The sequence below is a fragment of the Lacticaseibacillus huelsenbergensis genome, from assembly GCF_029726355.1.
Taxonomy (GTDB): domain Bacteria; phylum Bacillota; class Bacilli; order Lactobacillales; family Lactobacillaceae; genus Lacticaseibacillus; species Lacticaseibacillus casei.
In genome coordinates, this window is sequence record NZ_CP120687.1 from 173,288 (window position 1) to 198,203 (window position 24,916).

Sequence of the window (24,916 nt, forward strand, 5' to 3'; positions counted from 1 at the left end):
GTCCTACCCAAAATGTTCATGTTTTTATGATTATCTATTTGCCCCTTGACTGCCGTAGTCCGGTCTCGAAGATAAAGAAATTTAAGAAGACCCAGAAAAAGATGATCAGCACAAACTGACGTGCAAATATCTGCTCAAAGAATTTATTTGAAAAAAACGAAAGTACAAGTGAGCTAACGATATTCGAATAGATTAAAATGCTGTATGGCACATGATTGGGGTTTTTTGTCACCCGAATGCGTTCAAAAAATAATTGGCTAATTCCTGCCATAATAGGAACTAACGTAAACACGCCCCAAATTCCAAAATCATACAGATAAGCATAGTATGTGGTATAAACATTTCCCAGATAGACACCGTTTACAGTTTGGTAAGGTAACGTTAACCCTTCCGGCGGTAACGTAAAGTTGAAGATCTTAGCAAACCATGGAAGAATGTTTACAAAAGTTTGGCTCCCCCAAACTGAACCCGTAACAGGAATAGTTGTAGTTCGTAAGAATATATCCAAATTTTTTATTTCTGCACCAATATAAACCGACAAGTAATCTAGACTATTAGAACCCGCATCACTTTCTCGTCCTAACATATTAGCGATTGGTGGAAATACCAGCAACACGATGGTACCGACAATCACAATACCGGCAATGAATTTCTTGTTGTTTGGTTTGGACCAGTTGCTTTTGGTTCTCAGTAAGCAATAGTAATAACAGAAGATTGCAATCAACACAACAACCATTTCTGTTCTGTCGCCCATTAACAACGTCGTCACAATGGCCAGCAAAACTATAAAGACATTTGAGAGCGAGAATTTATGAAAATAAACAAACTCACGGACTAGTAGATAACCAAAAAAGAATCCGCAACTTAACGAAAAATTCCTAATGATACTTACTGAACGGGGCAAAGTATTCCCATTAATTGTAAAGATCGTTTGCACCCTGACATAGTAAATGGCATCTCCTAATGACATACCACCGCCAATTTTTTTAATTTCATAAATTGTATAGAAAATACCAACTATCAATACAACCAAGATAAGAACGAGTTTCCATGTGGCAACTGTCCACTCCTCGATCTTTTCTTTTCCAACATTTAACTTTTGATTGTCTACTGCACGCGTTAGATCGTGCTCGTTCACTACCTGTTTTGACCGTATTGAACTAAAAAAAAGGTGGATAAACCATGTCACAAAAATGAATTCGAGACCGCCACCGACTAAAACCAGAACGGTTAACGAGGAAGGCTCTAAAAACCATTTTCCTGCATAAGCTAATGCCCATAAGCCACTAAATGCAAATGCACCTGAATATAAGACGGCAGGGGACATTAATTCTCGATTATTCAAAAAATACGCTGCAATTAGAATCAGAATTAAAGTAAAGGCTAATGGGAGCATTCTTTCTCCTTACATTCTCTATACTTATTTTTTACCATCATGTTTTGGGCCCGACGTAGGATCTTTCCTTGAAGCCAATCGATTAATGAAGCTTTTTTAAAGACGTGAGCATTCTCATCAATACCACCGGTCGAAACATGAACAGTGCTACCGTGTAGATCAAAGCGCCATAGATGATAGCTCCAAACAAAGCCGTAAGACTAGATAACGACAACACACTGATGAAAATCCGAACACTTACACCCATCACAAGAGCAGCAACCACGTATTTCCAAACTTCACGGAAAATGATATGAAGTCTGATCTGGTTTTTGACCTTTAAAAGTTGATAAACTGTCACGAGTAATTCTGACAGGACTGTCGCTATCATGGCTCCGTTGCTTCCCAAAATTAAAATGAGCGGGACATTTAAGATTATATTCGAAATTGCACCTAAAACAACCGAAGTCGCAAATGGTTTAAGTTGATTTGTTGGCAGTAAATATTGAACGCCTGTTGCATTACTAATTCCTATAAGAACAATAACAATTGATTCGATGACCAACAAATCTGAAACAGGGTCAAACCCTTTACCAAAAAAAATCCTTGTAAACACAGGCGCGATACCTGCCAGCCCCGTTGCCAGCGGGAATGCAATAACCAGAATAAAGTGCATCGACTTGTTTAGTGATTCTTCGACCTCATCGTGCTTTCCCATCGCAAAACTGTGCGCTGTGTGGGGTAAAAGAACCGTCCCAGTCGCAGTCACAATCGCTAGTATAATTTTTACAATCTTATCCGAGTTGTCATAAAAACCTGAAGCTTGGACACCGATTAATGCACCTAACATAGTCTTGTTAAGCTGCAAATAAACTTGCGTCGCAATTTGCGGTATAAACATCTCAAGTGTTGGACGCAAATGATTTATTAATTTTAAGTCTGATAGGTGAGGGAACCTAACATACCGTTTTAGATACGGAAGTAAGGTCATGTTCCCTAACACTTGTGAGCCAGTCAGAATCAAAATATACAAGCCAAGATCATTTTTAGTTTTGATCAATACAAAGATCAATATCAAAGAAATTATCTTCACTAAAGTATTTCTTAGTACAGTAATCCTGAATTCCTCAAGACCCTGGAAGAACCAGGAAACGTCAATGGCAGTTGCAACCAGCAAAAGGCCCTGGATCAAATAGAAAGTTTGATATTCCCCTGCTATTATGATGAAACCAATGTAGCATATCGTGGCAATGCTCGTTGTTCCGACACGAATCAATGTTAATTCCCAAAACAGACTTGAGAGTCTCTTAGGATGATCACGTTGGTATGCTACTTCGCGATTACCGTACATCGTCAGCCCAAGTGTGCCAAACAGCACAAAGTACTGAACAATTGAATTTGTGAAGGCGTTAATTCCGATTCCGGTTGGTCCAAGAACACGCGAAACATATGGGATCGTAACGATTGGCAATAAAAGGATAAAAACTTGATACCCCATGTTCCACAGGAGATTCTTGACAACTTTCGTGACGATCCACCTCATTTCCACGTATTATCAATTAAGAGTCAGTTAATTAGCAGTTTATTTCTTGTTAAAGAAGTCCCCTTGCAGAAACTGCAAAGCTGCTGCAATAACCTGATCCATATTGTAATAGCGATAGAGGCCCAAGCGTCCGCCGAAAGCAACCTGTGGTGTTTCCTTGGCAGCTAATTCGCGGTAACTAGTAAATAAGTGGTTATTTTCTGAGTTATTTACCGGATAATATGGCTCATCACCTTTTGACCAACTGGCAGGATATTCATGTGTTATAACCGTCTTGCCAGGATTACCTTTCCCAAATTCGAAATGTTTATGTTCGATGATCCGCGTAAATGGCGTTTCTGCATCTGTATAATTGACAACGGCATTTCCTTGAAAATTATCCATATCCAAAACTTCGGTTTCGAATCGTAAACTGCGATATTCCAAAGTCCCCAACTGGTAATCAAAGAACTGATCGATCATACCTGTATAAATAACCTTATCGTATTGGTTCAAGTATTCCTGTTTGTGATCCAAAAAATCGGTATTGAGTTCGACATGAATATTAGGCTGATCCAACATCTTCTCGACGATCTGAGTATAACCGCCCTCCGGAATGCCTTGATACCGATCGTTAAAGTAGTTGTTGTCATACGTCAACCTGACAGGCAAGCGGCGGATGATGAACGACGGCAGTTCTTTAGGGTCTCTCCCCCACTGCTTAGCTGTATAGTCCTTGATTAGCTTCCGATAAATGTCAATACCCACTAGCGAAATTGCTTGTTCTTCAAGGTTTTCTGGCTTTTTGCCAGCCATAGCCGCTCTTTGTTCGGCGATCTTTGCCTCTGCCTCAGCAGGTGTGATGACGCCCCACATTTTATTAAAAGTATTCATGTTAAAGGGCAGGTTGTAAATCTCACCTTTATAGTTGGCAATGACTTCGTTTGTATAACGGTTGAAGGTTGCAAACTGGTTGATGTACTCCCAAACTGCTTGATTGCTTGTGTGAAAAATATGGGCACCATATTTATGAACCTGAATGCCTTCAATATTTTCGGTATAAATGTTACCAGCAACATGTTCTCTTCTTTCAAGAACATCAACTTTGTCACCTTTTAGTGCGCGTTCTCGTGCTATAGTGGCCCCGAACAGGCCAGCACCAACGATCAATAACTTCATCGTTAATCCCCCAAATTAAACTAATGCGTATTTATTTTGAATATTGAGTTTGTTTATTCTGCTAGCAAGTCTCACTTTAAAAAGAGGTTACACGTTACTTTGATAGCCGTAGCCATAACCGTATCCGTAGCCTTTGTCACCATGTCGTGCTTTTACACGCTCGACTGATCCGAGAATTTTAGCTTTTGCTAATTTTAAGACTTCAACAGTTCGGCGCAAGTCGCTTTTTTGTGTCTGACCGATTTTAGTCACAATGACAACCCCATCTGTCTTTGGAACTAAAACCTGCACATCTGACACTGCTAAAACAGGCGGAGCATCTAAAACAACAATATCAAAGTTTCCCCGCGCCCAATCTAATAAATCTGACATCCGCTTGGAATTTAGCAATTCAGATGGGTTAGGCGGAATTGGACCTGAAGGAATAATGCTTAAGTTATCAACAAATGTTTCCTCTACAACTTCATCTGGCTTTGATTTTCCAGTTAGTACCGTTGTCACACCATCCAAGTTAAGCTTTCTAAAAGTTGCGTGAACGGTTGGCCGACGAAGATCTGCATCGAGCAACAGAACTTTTTTCCCTGCTTGGGCCCATGTAACCGCAACATTTGCTGAGACAGTAGATTTCCCTTCTAACATTGTAGAAGACGTAAACATCACGACCTGACACTTGTCTAAGGCAGCTGCTGCAAATTCAATGTTCGTGCGAACGGTCCGATATTGTTCAGACACGACATGTTTAGGTTCAGCATACGTAACTAACATAACCCCGTTTTTTTGGGATTCTTGGTCTTCTTGATTTCGTTTAAAACCAAACTTAAATAGCCAGTTCATTAATATCTTCCTCTCTTAAACTCGACGACGACTTCGCTGGGGAAGATTTGGTCCGTCAAAACTATCTACATCATCGTCATATTTTGCTTTTGTCGCCTGAATGACTTCATCAATATCTTTCATTCGCTGAACATAATTCACAGCACCCAAATCTACCAGTCCTAGTGAATCTGTTATGAAGTCGAGATCCTTAACGGTTTGGTCAGTTAGTTCACGAATCAATCCCCACATGAAGGCAATCAGAACCCCGATACCCAAGCCAACAATTGCAATTAAATTTAATCGTGGTGAAACAGGCGTCGAGTTAGCTGTAGCTTTTGAAACAACCGACACATTTGATATACTCATCATTTTTGCAATTTTTTGTTCAAACACTTTGGCAACTTCATTTGCAATGTCCCGAGCTCGAACCGGATCATTATCCTTAACATTGACCGTAAATACTTGAGAATTTTGTTGTGTTGATACGGAAACCATTTTAGCTAAATCGTCTGCTGTTAAGTTAGTATATTTTGCCGGTTCCAACTTGTACTTAGCCGGCTTAGCTTTTTCAACAACATATCGTTCCCGAACTCCTGTCGTCGCATTATACCGGGTGCCGTAAACAGCTTTTTCAGCTTTTTTTGTTATCACACGTTGCGGGCTTGTCAAATCATCAGCTACTGCCTGTAAGACGACTGGACGCGTAATAATATCTTTATATGTATTAATGATTTGCACATCAGCTTGTTGCGCATTTAATTGCATATTCGGATCATTATCCTGCTTCCGGTTAACCAAAAGCGACGTATCAGCCTCGTATTTCGGTGCTATAAGCGTCTTAGCACCAAAATAAGCCACAGCCATACCTAGAATGCCGAGAATGATCATTGCTAGAAAGCTGCGCTTGAGGATCTGCCACAACTGCGAAAGGTCGATCTGTTTGTTCATGAACTCTTTCCCCACCTAATTCAAAATTAAAAACAAATTTTTTTATGCGGACATGATAAGATGGTCCGCACTGAAGACAAAATCTAAAAAGCCACTCCTGAGCATAATACCTTAGCAAGTGACTTCAAGTCCACCCATTTTAAAATAGCTAGACACTTTTTGAACTGAATCAATTGTCGTCAAGTCAGAAAGGCACAAGCTATTATGCCATTATAGTAATCCTTGATAACGATTGTGTTACAGTCTCTTTACATTTTTTACGACGGTTGTCAAAATGACTGCGCGCTTTAATTATTTCAGCTTAAGTTCTGGCTTAAAATACAATCACGAATTCTAGAAACACCAAACCTGCATGCCATCAATGAGATCTAATTTACTTTTTCTCGTGAACTGGCAATGCCTGCCTGTTTTTGTCCTTCATATGCTTTTTTAAAACTTTGCTTTATCTAACAGTAAATTCCACCAGTTGCGATGTGTTATATACCAATTGATTGTATTGTCCAAACCTGCGTCAAAGGAGGTAATCGGTTTCCAGCCTAATTCAAGACTGATTTTAGTCGAATCAATGGCGTAACGCTTATCATGACCAAGCCGGTCCTCAACATATTCAATGCGATCTTTTGATAATCCCAAATGATCGACGATATTTTGCACGATCGTATTGTTGCTGCGCTCATTATGGCCACCAACGTTATAGATCTCGCCAGCCTGACCCTTCCTGAGAACTAAATCAAGTGCACGACAGTTGTCTTCCACATACAGCCAGTCGCGAATATTCTTGCCGTTGCCGTATATTGGTAGCTGTTTTCCAGTTAGCCCATGGGTAATCATCAAAGGAATCAGCTTCTCTGGAAATTGATATGGACCATAGTTGTTAGAGCTACGAGTTATGTTGACGTCGACCTTATAAGTCTCATAAAATGCACGCACACTCATGTCAGCGGATGCTTTACTAGCGGCGTAAGGTGAGTTCGGCTGTAACGCAGACTTTTCGGTAAAATAGCCTTGCTTACCTAATGAACCGTAAACTTCGTCTGTCGAGATCTGCAAAAACTTCAAATGCTTCCTTTTGGCTTCGGACAACAGCGTCAATGTCCCTTTAACGTTGGTTTCATAAAACACTTCAGGATGTTGGATACTGCGGTCAACGTGAGACTCGGCCGCAAAGTTAACGATGGCATCAATATGATACTGTTCAATCACATATGCCACCAACTCCCGATTAACAATGTTTCCGTGAACGAAGATGTAACGGCGATCATTTTGTAGATCCGCCAAGTTCTGTAAATTTCCAGCATAAGTTAATAGATCAAGATTGACGATAAGATCCTCGGGATGATTTTGTCGCTGAAATCGGACAAAATTACTACCTATAAAGCCAGCGCCACCAGTAACCAGTAAATTCATGGATGCAGCACCTTCCTTCCTGCCACTGTATGTCTCAGTAGTGTAACTCTAAACTGAAATTATTAAATCGTCTTAAATTTTAACACGGAACGCCTTTCGAAAAATCCTGGCCAGAAACTATTGGCTACAATCGAAGAGAGCCTTACGGATAAATACGCTCGAATTTGTCGATTATGACAATCTCTTTACAATTTCCCCCAAACCCGTCAGAATGACCCTAACTTGTAACCAGACTCATCTGGATTTTAGTTTAAAATAAAAGCAACGTAACTTTTGGGGGCTTACGGATCATGAAAAAACATACGCTGCGTTTGCGGGACTTGATATTGTGTATCGCGTTAGGTTTGTTGATTGCCGGCGTTGGTGGCTTCTTTTATTTCCGCCACTATCAATCTGAACAGGCGATTGCCGTTAACCAGCAGACGCGTCAACGCATTCAAAACGATTCCAAAGCTAAAGTTAAAAAAGAGAAGGTGCTGAATCAGTACCGGCTTTTTGGGCTAACTGATAGCGATATCACAGCGGCTAAGAACTTGCCTGTGACAGCCATCGGCGACTCAGTCATGCTAGGTAGCTCGGCTTACCTCAAGGTGTTGTTCCCGAAGATGTCGATTGATGCCGAAGTTGGCCGGCAAGTGCAGGCAGCGCCCGCGATTATCAGTCAGCTTAAGTCGGAAGGCAAGTTGGACGATACCGTCGTGATTAGCCTTGGTACGAATGGTCCGATGACGGAATCGGACATTAATGGCATTTTGGACCAGCTGGGCAGCAATCGCCAAGTGTTTTGGGTAACGGCGTATGCGCCGGGTAAAGCGTGGATTGATCCGGTGAATAAGCTGATTCATTCGGCGGCTAAGTCGCATAGCAATCTGCATGTGATTGACTGGTATTATCTGGCTGGCGGCAATGATGACTGGTTTGCCGATGATGGGGTTCACCCTAACGATGCCGGGCGTGTGCATTATTACACGTTGATCGCCAAGGATGTCATGCAGACGCTTAAGAAGTAGCGTGCCATCTGTTTTTACCTACAGGCGTGTTTCACATAAGCCTCAATTTCAAAAATAACACCGAGATGACGGAAATCTTCTCGGTGTTATTTTTGATTGATTCTTAATTCTGCCGGCGATCAGTGTGAACTTTTTGCTTCACGGCACTAGCCAACAGGTTTCTGCTAAGTTTATTTATCCAAGTCCACATAACGTGTCAGCACCATCATCACAACGCCGCCGACTGCCATTGAGACAGCCTCTCCCAAGGCAATGGTGGCGTAGGAGGCCCAGAATGGTGCCTTGCTCATGATTGTGAGCTCACCGGCGACTGTGAACATCGAGAAGGCGAAGAGAACGCCCATGATAGCGAATTTGGCCCATTTTTGGTGGACGAATTTGGCTGCCCAGCGACTGATCACGAGGAAGACGAGGGTGCCAAGTGTGCCGACCGGGACATCGAGTAGTGCGGTTGGCGAGGCTAAATTGGCCAAAAAAACACCCAACGTAACCGCCCAGACGTACCGGCGATTGAAGAGCGCCGTGTAGTTGAGCATCTCGGAGAACCGGACCTGGACGACCCCAAAGCTTAGCGGGCTGAGCATCAGGGTCATGACCACATAGATAGCGGCGACGATCGCGGTTTTGGTGAGACTGACGATTGAACGATGGGACATTGATGTTGTTTGCATATTGTTCTCCTTTGTGGCTTTGCCAGTAATAACGACGATCAAAGGAAATAAGTATCGTCGTGGAAGCGGTGTGCGCTTCCGATTCAATTAACATCATCTTAACAATGTTTCAAGTTTACTTTTCTAACCAACCGCCGTCAATAGGAATGACGGTGCCGTGAATGTAATCGGCGGCATCGCTGGCTAGGAAAAGGGATACCTGGGCGACTTCTTCTGGTTTGGCCCAGCGTTTGGCCGGCGTTTCCTTAGCTACCCACGCGGCCATCTTCCCGTCACCGGCAAAGTCTGCAGCGTTCATAGGCGTATTAATAGCGCCTGGCGCTAATGCGTTGGCGCGAATGCCTCTTGCGGCGTAGTCAAGGTCTAACTGCTTGGTGAGCCCGATAACGGCGTGCTTGGCGGCTGTGTACGCCACGCCTCCACCGCCACCGACTAATCCGGCGATGGAGCTCATGTTGATAAAAATTCCGTGTCCACGCGTGAGCATCCCTGGCAACAGTGCCTTGATCATTAAGAACTGGCTGGTGAGATCGACATCAATAATGTGCTGCCAGGTTGCCAGATCCGTGGCAGCGACGTCTTGGTAGCCGTCCAGAATCCCAGCCGTGTTGCAGACAATGTCGGGCTCATAGTTACGGGCGATAGTTTCTGCTGTCGCGGCCTTACTGACATCTGCCTGAATGGTGACGGCCAGCCCTGTCATGGGTTGCAGATCGACGCCAATAACCCGCGCACCAGCTGCTGTAAACGCCGCTGCCTGAGCCGCGCCGATTCCCGATGCCGCACCAGTCACAACAACCGTTTTGCCGCTAAAATCGAATGCTATCATGCGTCAACAAGTTGCCAGTCTTCAGCGAGAATGTCACAGTCAGTCGGGGACCACAAGCTGAACGCTTCATCCGCGGTTTTGATCAGAAAATACGGATTTAATGTGTCGCCTTCAAATTTGCCTTCCGGAACTAGCTGAACATACAACTCGGTGCCTTCCCAACCGGTACGAACGGCTTTTTGGCCATTTTTCAGTGATGGTAGAACTGCTTCGAATGTCATGAAGTTATTTCCTCCTTTTTACTTGGCAGGCAGCCAACAGCCTTTGTGCGGCTTAGCGGCTTCCTTGGATGTGAATTCAGTGCACTAAGTATACGCGATTTTTTGATTAGCGAACAGCCCCGAGCGCAAAATGCCTGATTGGGGGAACGGCCATCAAGAGTGCTCATCCTTTTGACACTACCTGCACGCTGCCAATCAACAACAAAGAAAATCGGTGCTAGCAACAATTGCCGCTAGCACCGATTTTCTAATTACCCAGCCACTTAACCGCAACTGGCGTATTTTCAACCTATGACCGCACTCAAAGATTAATCACCTGCATGAGTACCTCGGAAACGCGTGCTCGCTCGGTTTCCGGCAAGCCAGTCAAGTACTTCACCAACGCTAACGTATTGATGTCGCTCATTTCCGGTGCGATGAAGAAATCACCGACCTCCATGTCTAAGGCTTGTGCAATGTCAGTCAACTTCTTAACGCTGATGTTGTTGACATCACCGCGTTCCATACGGGATATCAGACTTACTGAGACCCCCGAACGCTCGGCCAGCTTTTCAATCGTTAGGTTCAAACTGCGGCGTTGTTGATGTACTAATTTTCCGATATTATCTAACATCATGTCCCCCACCTTTAATGTACGGCGTTATGCTTTAACATTAAATGAAACGAGCGACCATCAAAAGATTTTATATTATTATTTAATAATCTAAAGACGGCCTATTCTCACACAACGCTGGTGTACGAACCCCACATTAACGCGCCAATACATCTCCACTACTATTGTAAGCGCTCACGTGGGGGAAGCGCCAAATATTGGCTTGATAAGCGGGAAAAAAGAGCACATTCCGGCGGGGACAAATGATTAACTGATCCTTCGTGTTCTATAACGCGCTCGGGACAAATGCCCACAAGGTGCCGCGGGTAAATTCTTCGCCGTCATCGGTGTCGATTTCGCTGATACTATTATTCGGCGGCATGGCCATTTCATCGCGGGCGTTGTTGAGGTCTGCGCCAAGGTAGGTGCTCAGTAGCAGCATCCCCAGCAAGCCGTGGGCAACCACGAGCACCTTGCCATCCGGATGTTGATCATAAATTCGCGTGATCACGCGCCGTCCGCGAGTCAACGCATGCTCAAACGACTCAGCGCCGATTCGTTTATAATCAAATGCCTGCAGGTTATGATAATAATTATCGATTTGGGGATCATCTTGGACCTTTGTCAAGGGGCGACCGTCCCACTGACCCAAATCGACTTCACGTAAATCTTCTTCCGTGATGATCGCCGGTTGCGCCACCTTGCTTTGAGCCACAATCAACTTTGCGGTGGTTTGTGCCCGCGGCATTGGACTCGCATAGATGCCAGCAAAACCGGTTGTTTCAAAAAATCGTCCCACTGCCTTTGCCCCAGCGCGGCCAGACGGTGTCAGCGGCGTGTCGGTACGCCCACCGTTAAAGCGGCGTGCCAGATTCGTCTCGGTCTGTCCATGCCGCACAAAATAAAACTTGGTCATTCCTTGCACACTTCCTTTGAGGATAGTGTAGCAGACCCGCGACCAGAAAGCGCCATCTTGCAGTCAAAATTCGATTCAGCCTTGGCAATATTTAGCGAATGTTAACAAGTTTCGGGATGCCGTATTAGCGCGCTCACAATTGCAAAAGCTACGTAAACCGGCGGACCCACGTCCTTGCGATTAACTTACATACCGATTTCTAAGTCATTCCTGCTCACGCCAAAAAGCCGGCAACACTTTTACGTGCTCCCGACTTTTATAAATCAAACGCCACTTTAATAAGACTTGCCGCAGACAAGACTGGCGCAAGTGAAAATGCATTTTTTTAGTCCGCAGCTGTCCCAGCTGGCGTCTTATGATCCTCTTCAGCCTCAGCCTTGTACGCTGCCACCTCGTCGTCAGCGGCAAAGATGTAATGATCGGGATAAACCTCGACCATTTTACGTTGCTTGTTGTCGCCTTCGACCTTGCTGGCGTCGTATGGAATCGGAATACGCTTCCGCTCGACATCTGGGTCAGGGACAGGAATGGCGGACAGCAGACTCTTCGTGTACGGATGCAGCGGATGGGAATAAACTTCGTCGGCACTGGCCAGTTCGACCAGACGGCCATAGTGCATGACCGCAATGCGATCGGAAATATACTTCACCATCGACAGATCATGGGCAATGAACAGATAGGTCAGCCCTTGGCGATCCTGAATGTCCTTCAGCAAGTTAACCACCTGAGCCTGAATGGACACGTCCAGCGCACTGATCGGTTCGTCCGCGATAATAAACTTAGGCTGCACCGCAAGCGCCCGGGCAATCCCGATCCGCTGGCGTTGACCGCCGGAGAATTCATGGGGATAACGGGTCGCATGGTCGGCGTTCAAGCCAACTTCTTCCAGCAACTGTTCGACTTGGTGATCACGATCCGCCTTGTCCTTGGCGAGATGGTGAATATCGATGCCTTCCGCAATGATGTCTTTGACTTTCATCCGCGGGTTCAACGATGCATACGGATCCTGGAAAATCATCTGTGTGTCCCGGCGGAAAGCCAACATCTGCTTGGAACCATTTTTGAGCTTGGCGATGTCCTGGCCGTTGTACAGAATCTCACCGCTCGTTGGATCATATAGACGAATGATGGCACGGCCGGTCGTGGTTTTCCCGGAACCGGATTCGCCAACAAGGCCAAGGGTTTCGCCTTCGTAGATATCAAACGAAATATCCTGAATCGCTTTAACTTCGTCTTTCTTGCCGGCGTTGAACGTCTGAACCAGATGCTTAACGGAAACAAGGACTTTTTTCTTATCGTCAGCCATGTCAGTTCACCACCTTCTCGTTTGGATGCTTACTTGCCCACAGTGCATGCCGCCGCGCGATTTCCGGGGGCAACTCCACTTTCGGCGCACCCGGCGCTAACAGCCAGGTCGCGGCTGAATGCGTAGGCGAGATCTTGAAGAAAGGCGGTTCCTGTTCAAGATCAATGGCCATCGCATACGGATTACGCGGAGCAAACGCGTCTCCTTTTGGCGGATCAAGCAAATCCGGTGGCGTGCCGGGGATTGCGTACAGCCGATCGCTCTTTGTTTCCAGTGTCGGCATTGCTTCCAGCAGGCCCCAAGTATACGGATGCTGGGCATTGTAAAAGATTTCGTCAACGGCGCCGTATTCGACAATTTTACCGGCATACATAACCGCCACGCGATCAGCGATCCCGGCGACAACACCGAGGTCATGAGTGATGAAAATGATCGACGTATCGATTTTGGACTGGATTTCTTTTAACAGATGGATGATCTGTGCCTGAATCGTCACGTCCAGCGCCGTTGTCGGTTCATCGGCTAACAAGATTTGCGGATGATTGATGATCGCAATCGCAATGACGATCCGTTGGCGTTGGCCGCCGGAGAATTGATGCGGGTAATCTTTCAATCGGCCACCTGCGTCCTTGATGCCGACCAGTTCGAGCACACGTTCTGCTTCTTTCAAGGCGTCGGATTCGCTAATCTTGTTGTGCAGCATTAATGGCTCAGCCACCTGTTTGCCGATCGTCATGGTCGGATCCAACGATGTCATCGGATCCTGGAAAATCATGGCAACATCATTGCCGCGCATGGCATTCAGCTGTTTCTCGGACTTTTTGAGAATATCGACGCCATCGAAGAGCACTTCGCCGTGGGTAATCTTGGCATTAGGCGCCAACAAGCCCATCACGGTACGTACGGTAACAGATTTCCCGGAACCAGACTCACCAACAATCGCCAGCGTCTCGCCTTTGTTAAGGTCAAAACTGACATCCCGAATGGCGTGCACCGGTCCAGCATAAGTGGCAAAGTCGATTTCCAAATCTTTAACTTCCAGAATTTTAGTCATTTTGCCACCTCCTAATGTTCACTACGCGGATCAAACGCGTCACGCAAGCCATCAGCTAGCAAGTTGAACGCCAGCATCAGGACAACGATGACAATCGCCGGATACAGCAGTTGATATGGTAGAACTTGCAGGTTCTTCTGCCCATCGGATAACAACGTCCCAAGACTGGCAGTTGGCGCTGGCAGCCCGATCCCGATGTAACTCAGGAAGGCTTCAAAGAAGATGGCCGTTGGAATCGTGAACATGGTTTGAATGATGATAATGGAGCTCAGGTTCGGGATCAAATGCTTGAACGCGATTTTGACACTCGACTCGCCAAGCGTTCTGGCCGCCAAGACAAATTCCTGATCTTTTAACTGCAGTGTTTGCGCCCGAATCAGGCGGGCCATGGTGACCCAGCCAGTCAACGCAATTGCCAAAATGATGGACGTCATCCCTGGTTTGAACACTTGCAACATCAAGATAACAACAACCAGGTTTGGCACACTGGAGATGATTTCAATAACACGCTGCATCAAGGTATCGGTCATGCCGCCGCGCCATCCGGAGATGATGCCGTAGAAAACCCCGATGGTCAGATCGAAGAAGGTTGCGACAATCCCGATGAACAGTGAAACGCGGGTGCCGACCATAATACGGGATAGCAGATCACGGCCGAGGTAATCCGTGCCAAGCAGGTAGTAAACATTTTTGCCCATGCCGGCGTATTTATTTTGGCCATTCAGGTAACCGTTTAATCCTGGCAAATCAACGCCTGGCCATTTTGGTGGCAAATTGGAATAGTTCAGGTTCTGCTTGTTAGGATTCGAAGGTGACAGCCACAAAGATAGAATCGAAATGACCGCAATAATAATCAAGATCCAAAGTGAGATGAGCGCGGCTTTGTTCTTCTTCAATCGCCGCATCGCATCTTGTGAGAACGTCAGCGCAGGCTTGGCAATGCGTTCCTGTTCAGCCGTATTCACTTTGACATGCTTGAATGCGTCTGGACTTAATTTTGTTGTTGCCATTAGTTTGCCTCCCCGCTCAGTCGGATTCGTGGATCAATGAAGCCGTAGAGAATATCAACGATTAAGATGATGACGGTCAACATTGCACTGTAAAGAATTGCCAAAGCCATGATAACCGGATAGTCGTTGGTCGTGATCGACTTGACGAATTGTTCACCAATGCCGGGGATCGCAAAAATATTCTCGACAACCAGTGAGCCGACCATCAAGTCAACCGCCATTGGTCCGATGATGGTAACAATCGGAATCATGGAGTTACGCAGCGCATGCTTGGCAACGACCTGCCAGCGTGATTCGCCTTTGGACCGCGCGAGCTCGATATAGTCCGAACTCAGCACATCCACCATTTCGGTACGCATAAACCGCGCCGTCTGAGCCAGTGGTGCAATGGCAAGAGCGATCGTCGGTAAAATACTGTACGTAAATCCGCCCCACAATGCGACTGGGAAGGCACCAGTTTTATAAGCAAACAGTTGTAACAACGCAGCGAACACGAAGTTAGGGATGGACCGGCCGAGAATTGCGAAAATTGTCGCGGTCGCATCCACCCAGGTATTCTTCCGAATCGCCGCAATTGCACCAAGCACGATGCCGGCGAGTGTGCCAACAACCATGGCTTGCGCACCAATTTGCAGTGACGGTCCCATTCGCGAAACGATCAGGCCGGACACGGTTTGACCGGGATACTGATACGACATCCCGAAGTCACCATGCGTGATCCCTGCCATATACGTGAGATATTGCATCCAAACCGGCTTATCCAGTCCATACTGTTTCTTTAAAATTGCCAGTTGATCTGCCGGAATTTTAGGATTATTAAACGGGGTCCCCGGCAGTAACTTCATTAGGAAGAAAGTAATGGTGGCAACAAGAAACAGCGTCAGGAGCAGGAAGCCGATCCGTTTTAAAATATATTTAGCCATGATTCACTCCTGTTTTTTGGGTTTTTACTCAAACGGCGTTGTCCCGCCGCAAAACACGTGACAACGCCGTTTGTGAAGAATTAGTTATTGAGCCGACAACTCACAGTACTAGAAATGAGGTTTGAGTTCATCTTAGCTTCTGCCGATCCTCACTTGACCGTTGCATTAACGAAGTCGTAAGCACCTGTTGGGTTGTATTTCAAATTAGAAATTGTCTTACGTTGCAAGGTTGTTTCAACCCGTTGATACAGTGGCACAACACCCTGTTCTTTGGTCAGGATTTCTTGGGCTTTCAACAACGTATTCCAACGAGCAGTCGGATTAGTCGCATCCGTTGTCTTGGACTGCTTGATTAACGCATCATATTGTGCGTTAGACCACTTACCATCGTTATAAGTGTTGTCAGTGGTGAACAGATCCAAGAAGGAAATGGCATCTGGGAAATCAGCATTCCAACCGGAGTAAACCATATCGAACTGACCGTTTTGGGCTCGTGATAGACGTGTCTTGAACGGCACCGTCGAAATATTGACCTTAAAGCCTGGCAATGCTTGTTGGAAAGCACTCTGAAGGTATTCTGCAGAACGCTTAGCACCAGTCGTATCATCGGTTAATAGTTCCAAGGTCGGTGCTGACTGGCCAGTTTCCTTCAAACCTTCTGTCCAAAGCTGCTTGGCTTTCGCCGGATCATACTTGGTAGCAGACCCATCGTTTTTCGCAGCTTCCTTGGCAAAGTCTTGACCATTTTTGGTGAATAAACCTTCTGGTGTTGCGTTGGCGGCAGGAATTGAAGAATCATTAAGAACTTTCTTGATGTATTCTTTACGATTAATGGCTAAGGAAATTGCCTGACGAATCTTGGCATTCTTGAAAATCGGATCTTTCTTCTCGTTTAATTCAAGGTAGAAAGTTCCGTTTTGCTTGAGCCCGCGATAATCTGCCATCGTTTTGGCTTGAGCCGCCTGCTGTCCACTAATCTTTGTTGCAAGATCCAGCTTCTTGGACTGATACAGGTTTAATGCCGTCTGGGAATCCTTGACCACTTGGCCATTAATGGTATCAATATGCACGTTCTTTGCGTTCCAGTAAGTCTTGTTCTTGGTTTCCTTCCAAGTGTTACCAGTTCCGTTCCAGTTCTTCAACTCGTAAGGGCCATTGGACAAGAGATACTTAGAAGCCGTCCCATATTTCTTACCAGCTTTCTCAACAAACTTCTGATTTTGCGGGAAGAATGCCGGGTTAACCAACATCGTCTTCAAATAAGGAATCGGATGTTCCAGGGTGACTTTCAAGGTTGTCTTGTTAACTGCCTGAACGCCTAACGTGCTAGGTGCTTTCTTGCCCGCCGTAATATCATCGGCATTCTTCACACCGGAGTATAAGTAAGCGTATTGCGACTTGGTCTTTGGCTCAACCGTCCGTCGCCATGCAAAAACAAAATCTTGAGCCGTTACCGGGTCGCCGTTGCTCCATTTAGCATTGCGTAACTTGAAGGTGTAGGTTTTACCGCCGTCAGTTACCGTTGGCTCGCTTTTGGCAATTGCCGGTTTCAGTTTATTGCCTGAATAGCGATATAACCCATCCATCGTATCAATCAACGCTTGGCCACCAATGACGTCCGTGTTGGTTGAGGGATCCATCGTGGAAATAACATCAGATTCCATCCGCGTAATGGACTTGCCGTTACTGCTTGCTGAATTAGAACCACAGGCTGCTAACACCCCAGCGAGCGCAATTGTTGTGCCCGCAACCATTGTTTTTCTAAATTTCATCTTGTTCCCTCCTAAAATGATTGAACTTACCTTACATTAGAATCTCATTAATGTAAATAAGTAAACCCTCAATTTCGGATAAAAAAACCGCGATGTCAGAAAATGTCTCGTAAAAAGGTTAAACCTAGTATCAAATAACAAATCGTACAAGGCTTATACGAATGTTTTAGATAGCGCATTAAATCCAGAAATAGCAAAGTTTGTTTCGCTGGCAAGGAGTGACATTGAAAACTCGCTGCAATATTGGAAGCTGCAGCAACCCAAATATTAAATAACACGCACTTTTGGCATAATTTCTTCCAGTTTTCATGAAATTGTGTGTTTTGTTCGAATAATTTTCGCTTCTGTCAAACAACTTGCTATTCATGTGCTCACTAAAAAAGCAAGAACCAGCTCTGCTGCTAAGTTCTTGCTAATTATTTTCAAAGTAATTACTTATTATTAGTGAGTGTCTTACCATTTTTGCGGCTGCGGATGCTTCGGAATACCACAATCACCAGGCCGACGACGGAGACCAAAGTGGCTAACCAAAAGACCGTAGCCAGTGCGTGTAAAAATGGTTCGCCGGATTGTGGCGAGATGCGGGTCACGCCAGGAAGTTGGGCAAATAGCAAGGTTGCGCCGAAACTGATGCCGATGGTCAACCCGATCGTGCGGGCCAGTGAGTTCATGGAACCGGCAACCCCGGAGAGGCTACTGTCCACGGCGCCCATGGTTAAGGCGTTATTCGGCGACAGGAACAAGGCCATCCCCGCACCATTGGCGACAATCGGCCAGATGATCGGCGCCATGGTTATTTTGGCGGGATAACTGGCATACCCGATTTGCGAGATGATCAGGACGAATAAGCCGAGAATCGTCAGATAATAGCGATTCCAGTGATCGGCCAGCCAACCGGCAAATGGCGTAATCATCAGCATCGTGACACTCTGCAACATCATCAGCAAACCGCTGGCGAACGCGGAAATGCCGCCATAACTCTGCAGGTAGAATGGGAGGAGAATATTCGATACCGAATTGACCAGCATCACAATCAACAACACGCTCACCGAAATCAAATAGTCCGGATTGTGCATAATGCTCGGCGCAATCCACGGCGAGCGTGAGCGTTGATCCTGAATAAATGCCAGAATCGTTAATAGGATCCCGCCTGCCAAAATGCCTGCGCCCAGCCAAAGCTGTTTTGGCTGTTGCAGCCAGTACCCACTGGCGAACATCAAAATCATCCCACCGGTGAACAGGTTCTGCCCGGTCCAATTAGCTTGTTGCCAGACGCGCCTGATCTCACCATGCGCTGGCCGTCGTAACGGCAACAAACGCATACCGGCCAAAACAATCATGATTCCCACCGGTACATTGAACAAATAAATCCAGCGCCAACTCGCCCAAGTAATGAGGATACCACCGAATGCCGGGCCGGAAATTGATCCCAGCGACACGAACATCGAGATGACAGCAAGGGCTTCTGCGCGATTAGCGTCCGGAAAATATTGGCTAATGATGCCCATCGAATTGGCCATAATCATTGCCGAGCCAACCGCTTGAACCACCCGACCTGCCATAATAGTCAGATAGGTCGGAGCAATCCCCGTCAACAGCGAGCCAACGATAAACACAACTTCGCCAATCAGGAAGACCAGATTCTTGGAGACTAAATCGCCGATATGCCCGAACATCACCAACAAAACCGCTGTCGTGATGAGACCAATGGACACAATCCAGGTCGCCGCACTACTGGAAATCATCAAGTCTTCAGAAATCCTGGGCATGGCTAGATTGGTGCTCGATCCGGATAGCGCCGTCAATAACGACATCATCCCTAAAACAATCAGAATTTTAATGCGTTGCGCCCGCGACATTTCCATCGTCCCCACACCCTTTCGAGTGTATTCTATGCTCATTGTTATTTTGTAACAATTAATTAGCCCAGAGCGCGAACTGGCCCGGTTAGAAGCCGGAGCATAAGTGGCCTCAAGCTTAAATGGCTGGTCTTTGGCCATTTAAGCTTGAGGTCCTTATGTGCAGGCTTCTGGGCCAGTGAGCGCGTTTCGGAACCGGATTGCCTGCCCCCAAATACCCCCAAGTTTGGCTATCAAGCCCAAGGCCCTTACACGCAGGTTTCTGGGTCCAGTAAACGCGTTTTCTTTTGCCAAGCATGGTCATCCAATGCTACCCTTGCCCATCAAAACCCAACTAGACTTTTCGGCCATTAAAAAAGCGCCCCTTTAACTGGACGCATCTTGCTATTTACTTCTGAGCACGGCCTTTGTAAGTACCGGTATCGGTGGTGACCAAAATCTTTTCCCCAGCCTTAACAAAGTCGGGTACAGTAACGACCAAGCCAGTTTCAAGTGTGGCTGGCTTGCCACCTCCTGCGACTGTGCCGCCTTTGACCGCTGGCTGCGTGTCGGTGACTTCAAGCTCGACCGTTCCCGGCAGCTCGAGGCCAATCACTTCATCACCATAGAACTCAATTTCGACCGGCACATTTGGCAGCATATACTTAAGTTCACGCGCAATGCTGGCAGTTGGAACCTCATACTGCTCATAAGTATCACTGTCCATGAAATAAGCGGTGTCGTCTTGCGTATACAGATAAGTGGCCTTCTTACGATCCATGATCGCAATTTCGACCTTTTCACTCGGCCGCATCGTCGTGGTCACGTTGGCACCGGAACGCACATCATACAGCTTCATCTGCATCACGGTATTACCCTTGCCTGGCTTGTGATGATTCGATTCCAAAACCTTAATCAACTTGCCATCCTTAACAAAGACCATTCCGGCCTTCAAATCGATTGCTTCTGTCATTGAGCTATCCCCTTTATTATGAGCAAACCGGCGCCAGCAAAATGTGTGAGCGCGTTTACAACCTAAGTGTTCACTAAGCACCGGTACAAATCGTTTCATCAGCAAGTATACCATATCTGTATGAACGGTCACTTAACTGAAAAAAGTGGCATAAACCCCGCCGCACCAAAAAACGGCCACAGAGACAACTGCTGTCCCTAAGACCGTTTCATTCAGGCATCTCGCATTAACGAGCTACCTGCTACATATCTTCAACCACCAAATAAGTCATATCCAGCGGCCCGTGCACCCCAACAACCAACGTCATTTCAATATCGCCCGAGTTCGATGGCCCGGTGATGAAGTTAATGTTACTGGTCTGCAGTTCACCAGCTTTGATGGCGGCATCGTAACGATCCATCGCCTGCCGTGACCGTGGCAAAATGTTGCTTTTCTTAACAATGGCGAGATAATGCGTTGGCAAAAAGTGGAACCCGCGGCCCTGCCCAGGCGTTGTCGCAATGGTAATGGTCCCGGATTCAGCCAGCAGGTAATCGGCAAAGCCAATTGCAACATCAGCCGCAGCCGCCTGCTTCAAGTTGAAGTCGCGCCCTTTTCCCGGCGTCCAATACATCGGCTTCGGCACAACGGTTCCCGTCCAGTCACGCAGGCCAAAATCCTCATACTGATCCGTTGTCGGCAGAATAAGCGTTTTCGGCGCGTCGTGTTCAATGTAAGCATTCAACGCATCGGCCAGCCCAGCCTTGTCCGTCGTGGAAAAAGTCACATGCACGGCCTCGCTATTTTTCTTGGCGATCGCTTCCAGCTCGTCTTGCGAATGGCCAGACAACGTGGTTTCCGGCAGATCATTCAGTGGCTCAAACGGGTGATCCTGAAGCTGGTGGCGCGGGCGACCGGCTTTTTCGGCAATAGCATTTAAAAAGTCTTCGCGATTACTGTGATCAATCATGTTTTTGCGCCTCCAATGCTGCTTTGTGTTGTTTGAACCAGTGCCGGAAGTTCTCATTCTTCTTCGGCGACCGCGGTAAATCACGCACATCGGTCCAACCGCGCGCCAGCTTCGGCATCATACCGGTTTGTTTGATTCGGCCGCTGTTGTATTCATTTTCAACGCTGCCTTGGTCTTTGGTAGCCAAAACGCCCATCATCGCATGATCCATATCAAGCGCCATGTTGAAGAGAACCGGCGCGCTGGTGCCGACACCGACCATTTTCATAATTTTGTCGCTAAAACTATGATCCATCTTCAGCTTGTCCATCATGACTTCACGGTGCTTGATCAGCAGATGGTGCAGCGGAATGCGGACAGGACAGGTTTCGGTGCAGGCGGCACAAAGGCTTGAAGCAAACGGCAAGTCGCCGAACTTTTCATAGCCGTCTAGCACTGGTGACAGCACTGCGCCGATCGGTCCGGGGTAAATCGAGCCGTAGCCGTGTCCGCCGATATGACGATAAACCGGGCAGACGTTGAGGCAGGCCCCGCAACGGATACACTGCAGCACCGGTTCAAACGGGGTGCCGAGCGCATTGCTGCGGCCGTTGTCGACAATGACTACATGGAAGTCTTCGGGGCCGTCTGCTTCGCCTTCGACTTGTTTACCGGAGAAGGAACAGTAACTGGTCAGCTTCTGGCCAACCGCCGACCGCGACAACATGTTATCCAGCGTCTCGGCTTCCTTCAGACTCGGCACGATCCGTTCCATTCCCATCACAACCACCTGCGTCTTCGGGATAGCCATGGTCAGATCAGCGTTACCTTCATTGGTTACCAAATTAATCAGCCCGGAGTCGGCGATGGCAAAATTACAGCCGGTAATCCCAAAGTCTGCCTGTAAGAAGTAACGGCGCAGGTATTCCCGGGCAAACCGCGCCAGATGTTCCGGATCGTTGTCGCCTTCATAACCGAGTTTGTCGAAGATTTCTTTGACTTGATCGCGGTTTTTGGCTAATGCCGGAAAGACAATGTGCGTTGGTTCGGCCCAATCGTCTTCTTGCAAAATAAATTCCGCCAAATCGGTTTCCATCAACTGGGTGCCCGGAATTTTCAATAATTCCTTGTCCAGGTTGATCTCCGTGGTCACCATTGACTTGGACTTCACAATTTTATGTGCCTGCTTTTCCTTGGCGAGCTTCGTAATATACGCAGCCGCCTCTTTGTCGGTTTTGGCAAAATAAACGTGACCGCCGCGCTTTTCGATGTTATCGCTAAATTCTTCCAGATAATCCGGTAAGTACTTAATGACATGTTGGCGAATCTGTTCGCCTAGATCCCGCCATTGCGGCCAGTTTCCGAGCTCCTTACGTGAAGCTTCCCGCTTGTCCCACTGGGCATCTTGCGACTTGGCAACGCTGGCCTGCATGAATTTGTCTTGTTCTGATTCCTTAACCCGCTCCAAGAACGGCTTGTCACTGGTTGAAATTGTCATGGGCGCACCTCCTGTTCGACCCCAAGCGGTTCATGGAATTTGATCCGCTCCGGATTAACATTGTGGTTCAAAACTTCCGCGATATGCATGATCTTGATCTTTTCATTTCGCCGGGAAAAACGGCCGGCAATGTTCATCAGGCAAGACGGATCGGCTGAAATCAGAACCTGTGCGCCGGTGCTCAACACATCGTCAACTTTTTCATCGACCATTTGTTTGGAAATTTCCGGCTCCTTAGCAGAGAACATCCCGCCAAAGCCGCAACAGTTTTCGATGTGCGGCAACGGTTCCATCTGCAAATCCTTCACATGATCCAGCAGCTTAAACGGCGCCGTGCGCTCACCGAGCAACCGCGTCATGTGGCAGGAACGATGATAAGTTGCCTTGGCATCCAACTCGGCTCCGGCATCGATGACATTCAGCACGCGGTATAGAAATTGGGAAAATTCGTACGTCTTGTCCGCGACTTGCTTAGCCTTTTCCGCATATTCGGGATCATCCTTTAACAAAATCCGGTATTCCCGCAACATGTTCACGCAAGAACCGGCTGGCCCGACAATATAATCGGCGTCCACCGACAACAACGCATCAATTTCGTTGCGGAACACCTTCTGGCTGGCTTTCACATAGCCAGAGTTATAGGTTGGCTGACCGCAACAAATCTGTTTGACCGGCATAAACGTTTCACACCCAAACCGCTCAAGCACTTCGGTCATCGCCGCCCCAACATTGGGAAAGAAAAGATCCACGATACAGGTGGAGAAAATAACGACTCTCATAATGCACCTCCCATATTACAATGATTCCAATTTAACTATACACCAGTGGCGCTAAATGCAACACCGAAAACGCTTCCAAAATGGCAAATTGTTATTTTGTGATCAAGTTTTCCTGCCAAGACAGTCAGCAAAAGCCTTGGTCATACCGCGTTATTGTGACATACGCCACTTAGCTTAAAGCCAGATTGCGCCTAGCTTTAAGCTGTTTTAATCGTACAACGCTTATGCAATCATAAGCAATGATTGGTTGTGGTCAATTCAATGATATAAAATCACAATTATTTAAATGGCGCTGGTCGTGTCGAGGATGGTCAGCACTTTAACTTTTGCCAAGTTGATGACCTCTTTTCCTCTGTCAAAATCCCTGTTCCTCTGTTGCATCCATTTCTAAATCAGGACGAGTATAGCAGGTTGTTCCGATCGAGCCACATGAAGACACTTGGGATGTTGGGTGTTAACGATCACTAACTTTTTTGCGCGCAATATTCGTTTCTTTTACAATAATATCGATTTCGACGAACAGCCTTGCATATTTTCCCTGTTCCACATTGATATATCAATGTTTCTCGATGTTTCACGGCCTTGATTTTTTGTCTAAAAGGACTAACATTAAAGGTGAGTTAGGTTTACCTAAAATAACTCAAAAATGGAGGCGGGTTTATGCGTAAGCGATATAGGGCAACGTTGCGGGCACTTAACTCGGATTGCATTGGCCGCCAAGCGCACGGATTTGCAAATTTTGAAGTCACTGATGATGATGCTTTGCAAATCCGAATAGAGATGTTCAATACGCCAGCGGATATGAACCATATGGCAGTATTGGAAAGTACCGGATCGGATGCACCGGTTGCGCCGGCGACTAGCGCCCAGGATCAGAATCATGACGGTGTGGTTGATGAAGAAGAAGCCGAGCAAGTTTCCGGCAAGGTCTTTGTGCCGCTCGACAATGCACCGGATAAGCTGAAACTGGTCGGCAGCAAATACCCCGAGGCCGATGACAATGGCTTTTACATTTATCAACAGCGCGTCGTTGTATCCGCACTGCGCGACCAATTGCGCAAGCGCTATGGCCGCGACGTGCTCAACCTCGACAACACGGTTATCTATGTCAACGGCGTGCAAAGTGATGTTATTCTGCCTAAGACCGTGGCAAGTGATCTAGACAAAAGCAAGCCATATCTTACTTTGCCGATTGCGGTTGGTAAACTGCGGAAAGTTATGGGTTAATTCTGTCCCAGACTAGCAATCGAGTTATCGCGTCTCACACGTCAATCTAAAAAGACTGGAACAACGCGCCTGATAAGTTCAGGTTCGCGTTGCCCCAGCCTTTTGCTGAGTTCCGATTCAAA

23 protein-coding genes and 1 riboswitch are annotated in these 24,916 nt (G+C 46.7%); of the genes, 2 read left to right on the top strand and 21 right to left on the bottom strand.

Features of this window, described 5'->3' with window-relative positions:
- Nucleotides 1–34: 34 nt before the first annotated feature.
- The 6 genes from LHUE1_RS00780 to rfbB form a co-directional block, all read right to left on the bottom strand.
- Nucleotides 35–1,396 (bottom strand): O-antigen polymerase, encoded by a 1,362-nt coding sequence (locus LHUE1_RS00780; RefSeq protein ID WP_277848154.1) that lies wholly within the window; start codon nt 1,394–1,396, stop codon nt 35–37.
- A gap of 82 nt (nt 1,397–1,478) precedes the next feature.
- Entirely contained in the window at nt 1,479–2,918 is a 1,440-nt protein-coding gene (locus tag LHUE1_RS00785; RefSeq protein WP_277848155.1) for a flippase, read from the bottom strand.
- Between the two features lie 39 nt (nt 2,919–2,957).
- Nucleotides 2,958–4,076 (bottom strand): UDP-galactopyranose mutase, encoded by a 1,119-nt coding sequence (gene glf, locus LHUE1_RS00790; RefSeq protein ID WP_049169279.1) that lies wholly within the window; start codon nt 4,074–4,076, stop codon nt 2,958–2,960.
- Between the two features lie 87 nt (nt 4,077–4,163).
- Complete coding sequence (locus LHUE1_RS00795) at nt 4,164–4,910, bottom strand: CpsD/CapB family tyrosine-protein kinase (protein WP_277848156.1); 747 nt, start codon at nt 4,908–4,910, stop codon at nt 4,164–4,166.
- Between the two features lie 15 nt (nt 4,911–4,925).
- Nucleotides 4,926–5,840, bottom strand: coding sequence for a YveK family protein (locus LHUE1_RS00800; protein ID WP_049169276.1), 915 nt, complete (start codon nt 5,838–5,840; stop codon nt 4,926–4,928).
- A 429-nt stretch (nt 5,841–6,269) separates the two neighbouring features.
- The gene (gene rfbB, locus LHUE1_RS00805) at nt 6,270–7,247 is read right to left on the bottom strand and encodes a dTDP-glucose 4,6-dehydratase (RefSeq protein ID WP_049169273.1); all 978 of its coding nucleotides are present in this window, start codon (nt 7,245–7,247) and stop codon (nt 6,270–6,272) included.
- Between the two features lie 290 nt (nt 7,248–7,537).
- Between rfbB and LHUE1_RS00810 the strand changes: the two genes are divergently transcribed.
- On the top strand, nt 7,538–8,257 hold the full coding sequence (locus LHUE1_RS00810) for an SGNH/GDSL hydrolase family protein (protein ID WP_049169271.1): 720 nt from the start codon (nt 7,538–7,540) through the stop codon (nt 8,255–8,257).
- Nucleotides 8,258–8,427: 170 nt separating this feature from the next.
- On the opposite strand, the gene LHUE1_RS00815 is transcribed toward LHUE1_RS00810, so the two are convergent.
- From LHUE1_RS00815 to LHUE1_RS00885, 15 genes are all read right to left on the bottom strand, one after another.
- The gene (locus LHUE1_RS00815; protein ID WP_277848157.1) at nt 8,428–8,928 is read right to left on the bottom strand and encodes a QueT transporter family protein; all 501 of its coding nucleotides are present in this window, start codon (nt 8,926–8,928) and stop codon (nt 8,428–8,430) included.
- Nucleotides 8,926–9,024: riboswitch (PreQ1 riboswitch) on the bottom strand. Its footprint overlaps the gene before it by 3 nt.
- 19 nt (nt 9,025–9,043) lie before the next feature.
- A complete protein-coding gene (locus tag LHUE1_RS00820; protein ID WP_049169267.1) occupies nt 9,044–9,757 on the bottom strand; it encodes a 3-oxoacyl-ACP reductase in 714 nt (237 codons plus the stop codon).
- Entirely contained in the window at nt 9,754–9,978 is a 225-nt protein-coding gene (locus tag LHUE1_RS00825) for a DUF2829 domain-containing protein (RefSeq protein ID WP_049169265.1), read from the bottom strand. The genes LHUE1_RS00820 and LHUE1_RS00825 overlap by 4 nt, the downstream gene beginning before the upstream one ends.
- A gap of 301 nt (nt 9,979–10,279) precedes the next feature.
- Nucleotides 10,280–10,591: a helix-turn-helix domain-containing protein gene (locus tag LHUE1_RS00830; protein ID WP_010491620.1), complete on the bottom strand. Its 312-nt coding sequence runs from the start codon at nt 10,589–10,591 to the stop codon at nt 10,280–10,282.
- A gap of 265 nt (nt 10,592–10,856) precedes the next feature.
- Nucleotides 10,857–11,486 carry a histidine phosphatase family protein gene (locus LHUE1_RS00835; RefSeq protein WP_049169262.1) on the bottom strand — a complete coding sequence of 210 codons (630 nt, stop codon included), beginning with the start codon at nt 11,484–11,486 and terminating at the stop codon, nt 10,857–10,859.
- 325 nt (nt 11,487–11,811) lie between these two features.
- Nucleotides 11,812–12,792 (bottom strand): ABC transporter ATP-binding protein, encoded by a 981-nt coding sequence (locus tag LHUE1_RS00840; RefSeq protein ID WP_049169261.1) that lies wholly within the window; start codon nt 12,790–12,792, stop codon nt 11,812–11,814.
- Between the two features lies 1 nt (nt 12,793).
- Nucleotides 12,794–13,846, bottom strand: a complete 1,053-nt coding sequence (locus tag LHUE1_RS00845; protein ID WP_277848158.1) for an ABC transporter ATP-binding protein — start codon at nt 13,844–13,846, stop codon at nt 12,794–12,796.
- A gap of 11 nt (nt 13,847–13,857) precedes the next feature.
- Entirely contained in the window at nt 13,858–14,856 is a 999-nt protein-coding gene (locus tag LHUE1_RS00850; protein WP_025012999.1) for an ABC transporter permease, read from the bottom strand.
- Nucleotides 14,856–15,779 (bottom strand): oligopeptide ABC transporter permease, encoded by a 924-nt coding sequence (gene opp3b, locus LHUE1_RS00855; protein ID WP_010491629.1) that lies wholly within the window; start codon nt 15,777–15,779, stop codon nt 14,856–14,858. The genes LHUE1_RS00850 and opp3b overlap by 1 nt, the downstream gene beginning before the upstream one ends.
- A gap of 149 nt (nt 15,780–15,928) precedes the next feature.
- Nucleotides 15,929–17,551 carry a peptide ABC transporter substrate-binding protein gene (locus tag LHUE1_RS00860; RefSeq protein ID WP_049169257.1) on the bottom strand — a complete coding sequence of 541 codons (1,623 nt, stop codon included), beginning with the start codon at nt 17,549–17,551 and terminating at the stop codon, nt 15,929–15,931.
- Nucleotides 17,552–17,982: 431 nt separating this feature from the next.
- Nucleotides 17,983–19,416: an MFS transporter gene (locus tag LHUE1_RS00865; protein ID WP_049169255.1), complete on the bottom strand. Its 1,434-nt coding sequence runs from the start codon at nt 19,414–19,416 to the stop codon at nt 17,983–17,985.
- Nucleotides 19,417–19,798: 382 nt separating this feature from the next.
- The gene (gene efp / locus LHUE1_RS00870; protein ID WP_010491634.1) at nt 19,799–20,362 is read right to left on the bottom strand and encodes an elongation factor P; all 564 of its coding nucleotides are present in this window, start codon (nt 20,360–20,362) and stop codon (nt 19,799–19,801) included.
- 241 nt (nt 20,363–20,603) lie between these two features.
- On the bottom strand, nt 20,604–21,311 hold the full coding sequence (locus tag LHUE1_RS00875; RefSeq protein WP_049169253.1) for a LutC/YkgG family protein: 708 nt from the start codon (nt 21,309–21,311) through the stop codon (nt 20,604–20,606).
- The gene (locus tag LHUE1_RS00880) at nt 21,304–22,788 is read right to left on the bottom strand and encodes a LutB/LldF family L-lactate oxidation iron-sulfur protein (protein ID WP_277848159.1); all 1,485 of its coding nucleotides are present in this window, start codon (nt 22,786–22,788) and stop codon (nt 21,304–21,306) included. Before LHUE1_RS00880 ends, LHUE1_RS00875 begins: the two co-directional genes overlap by 8 nt.
- A complete protein-coding gene (locus tag LHUE1_RS00885) occupies nt 22,785–23,567 on the bottom strand; it encodes a (Fe-S)-binding protein (protein ID WP_047105741.1) in 783 nt (260 codons plus the stop codon). Before LHUE1_RS00885 ends, LHUE1_RS00880 begins: the two co-directional genes overlap by 4 nt.
- A gap of 660 nt (nt 23,568–24,227) precedes the next feature.
- On the opposite strand from LHUE1_RS00885, the gene LHUE1_RS00890 reads away from it, so the two are divergent.
- Nucleotides 24,228–24,794, top strand: coding sequence for a hypothetical protein (locus LHUE1_RS00890; RefSeq protein ID WP_047105742.1), 567 nt, complete (start codon nt 24,228–24,230; stop codon nt 24,792–24,794).
- Nucleotides 24,795–24,916 lie beyond the last annotated feature (122 nt).

Coding starts and splice junctions, on each gene's coding strand:
- LHUE1_RS00780 (WP_277848154.1), bottom strand. CDS start 1,396: ATGCTCCCATTAGCCTTTACTTTAATTCTGATTCTAATTGCAGCGTAT.
- LHUE1_RS00785 (WP_277848155.1), bottom strand. CDS start 2,918: ATGAGGTGGATCGTCACGAAAGTTGTCAAGAATCTCCTGTGGAACATG.
- glf (WP_049169279.1), bottom strand. CDS start 4,076: ATGAAGTTATTGATCGTTGGTGCTGGCCTGTTCGGGGCCACTATAGCA.
- LHUE1_RS00795 (WP_277848156.1), bottom strand. CDS start 4,910: ATGAACTGGCTATTTAAGTTTGGTTTTAAACGAAATCAAGAAGACCAA.
- LHUE1_RS00800 (WP_049169276.1), bottom strand. CDS start 5,840: ATGAACAAACAGATCGACCTTTCGCAGTTGTGGCAGATCCTCAAGCGC.
- rfbB (WP_049169273.1), bottom strand. CDS start 7,247: ATGAATTTACTGGTTACTGGTGGCGCTGGCTTTATAGGTAGTAATTTT.
- LHUE1_RS00810 (WP_049169271.1), top strand. CDS start 7,538: ATGAAAAAACATACGCTGCGTTTGCGGGACTTGATATTGTGTATCGCG.
- LHUE1_RS00815 (WP_277848157.1), bottom strand. CDS start 8,928: ATGCAAACAACATCAATGTCCCATCGTTCAATCGTCAGTCTCACCAAA.
- LHUE1_RS00820 (WP_049169267.1), bottom strand. CDS start 9,757: ATGATAGCATTCGATTTTAGCGGCAAAACGGTTGTTGTGACTGGTGCG.
- LHUE1_RS00825 (WP_049169265.1), bottom strand. CDS start 9,978: ATGACATTCGAAGCAGTTCTACCATCACTGAAAAATGGCCAAAAAGCC.
- LHUE1_RS00830 (WP_010491620.1), bottom strand. CDS start 10,591: ATGTTAGATAATATCGGAAAATTAGTACATCAACAACGCCGCAGTTTG.
- LHUE1_RS00835 (WP_049169262.1), bottom strand. CDS start 11,486: ATGACCAAGTTTTATTTTGTGCGGCATGGACAGACCGAGACGAATCTG.
- LHUE1_RS00840 (WP_049169261.1), bottom strand. CDS start 12,792: ATGGCTGACGATAAGAAAAAAGTCCTTGTTTCCGTTAAGCATCTGGTT.
- LHUE1_RS00845 (WP_277848158.1), bottom strand. CDS start 13,846: ATGACTAAAATTCTGGAAGTTAAAGATTTGGAAATCGACTTTGCCACT.
- LHUE1_RS00850 (WP_025012999.1), bottom strand. CDS start 14,856: ATGGCAACAACAAAATTAAGTCCAGACGCATTCAAGCATGTCAAAGTG.
- opp3b (WP_010491629.1), bottom strand. CDS start 15,779: ATGGCTAAATATATTTTAAAACGGATCGGCTTCCTGCTCCTGACGCTG.
- LHUE1_RS00860 (WP_049169257.1), bottom strand. CDS start 17,551: ATGAAATTTAGAAAAACAATGGTTGCGGGCACAACAATTGCGCTCGCT.
- LHUE1_RS00865 (WP_049169255.1), bottom strand. CDS start 19,416: ATGGAAATGTCGCGGGCGCAACGCATTAAAATTCTGATTGTTTTAGGG.
- efp (WP_010491634.1), bottom strand. CDS start 20,362: ATGACAGAAGCAATCGATTTGAAGGCCGGAATGGTCTTTGTTAAGGAT.
- LHUE1_RS00875 (WP_049169253.1), bottom strand. CDS start 21,311: ATGATTGATCACAGTAATCGCGAAGACTTTTTAAATGCTATTGCCGAA.
- LHUE1_RS00880 (WP_277848159.1), bottom strand. CDS start 22,788: ATGACAATTTCAACCAGTGACAAGCCGTTCTTGGAGCGGGTTAAGGAA.
- LHUE1_RS00885 (WP_047105741.1), bottom strand. CDS start 23,567: ATGAGAGTCGTTATTTTCTCCACCTGTATCGTGGATCTTTTCTTTCCC.
- LHUE1_RS00890 (WP_047105742.1), top strand. CDS start 24,228: ATGCGTAAGCGATATAGGGCAACGTTGCGGGCACTTAACTCGGATTGC.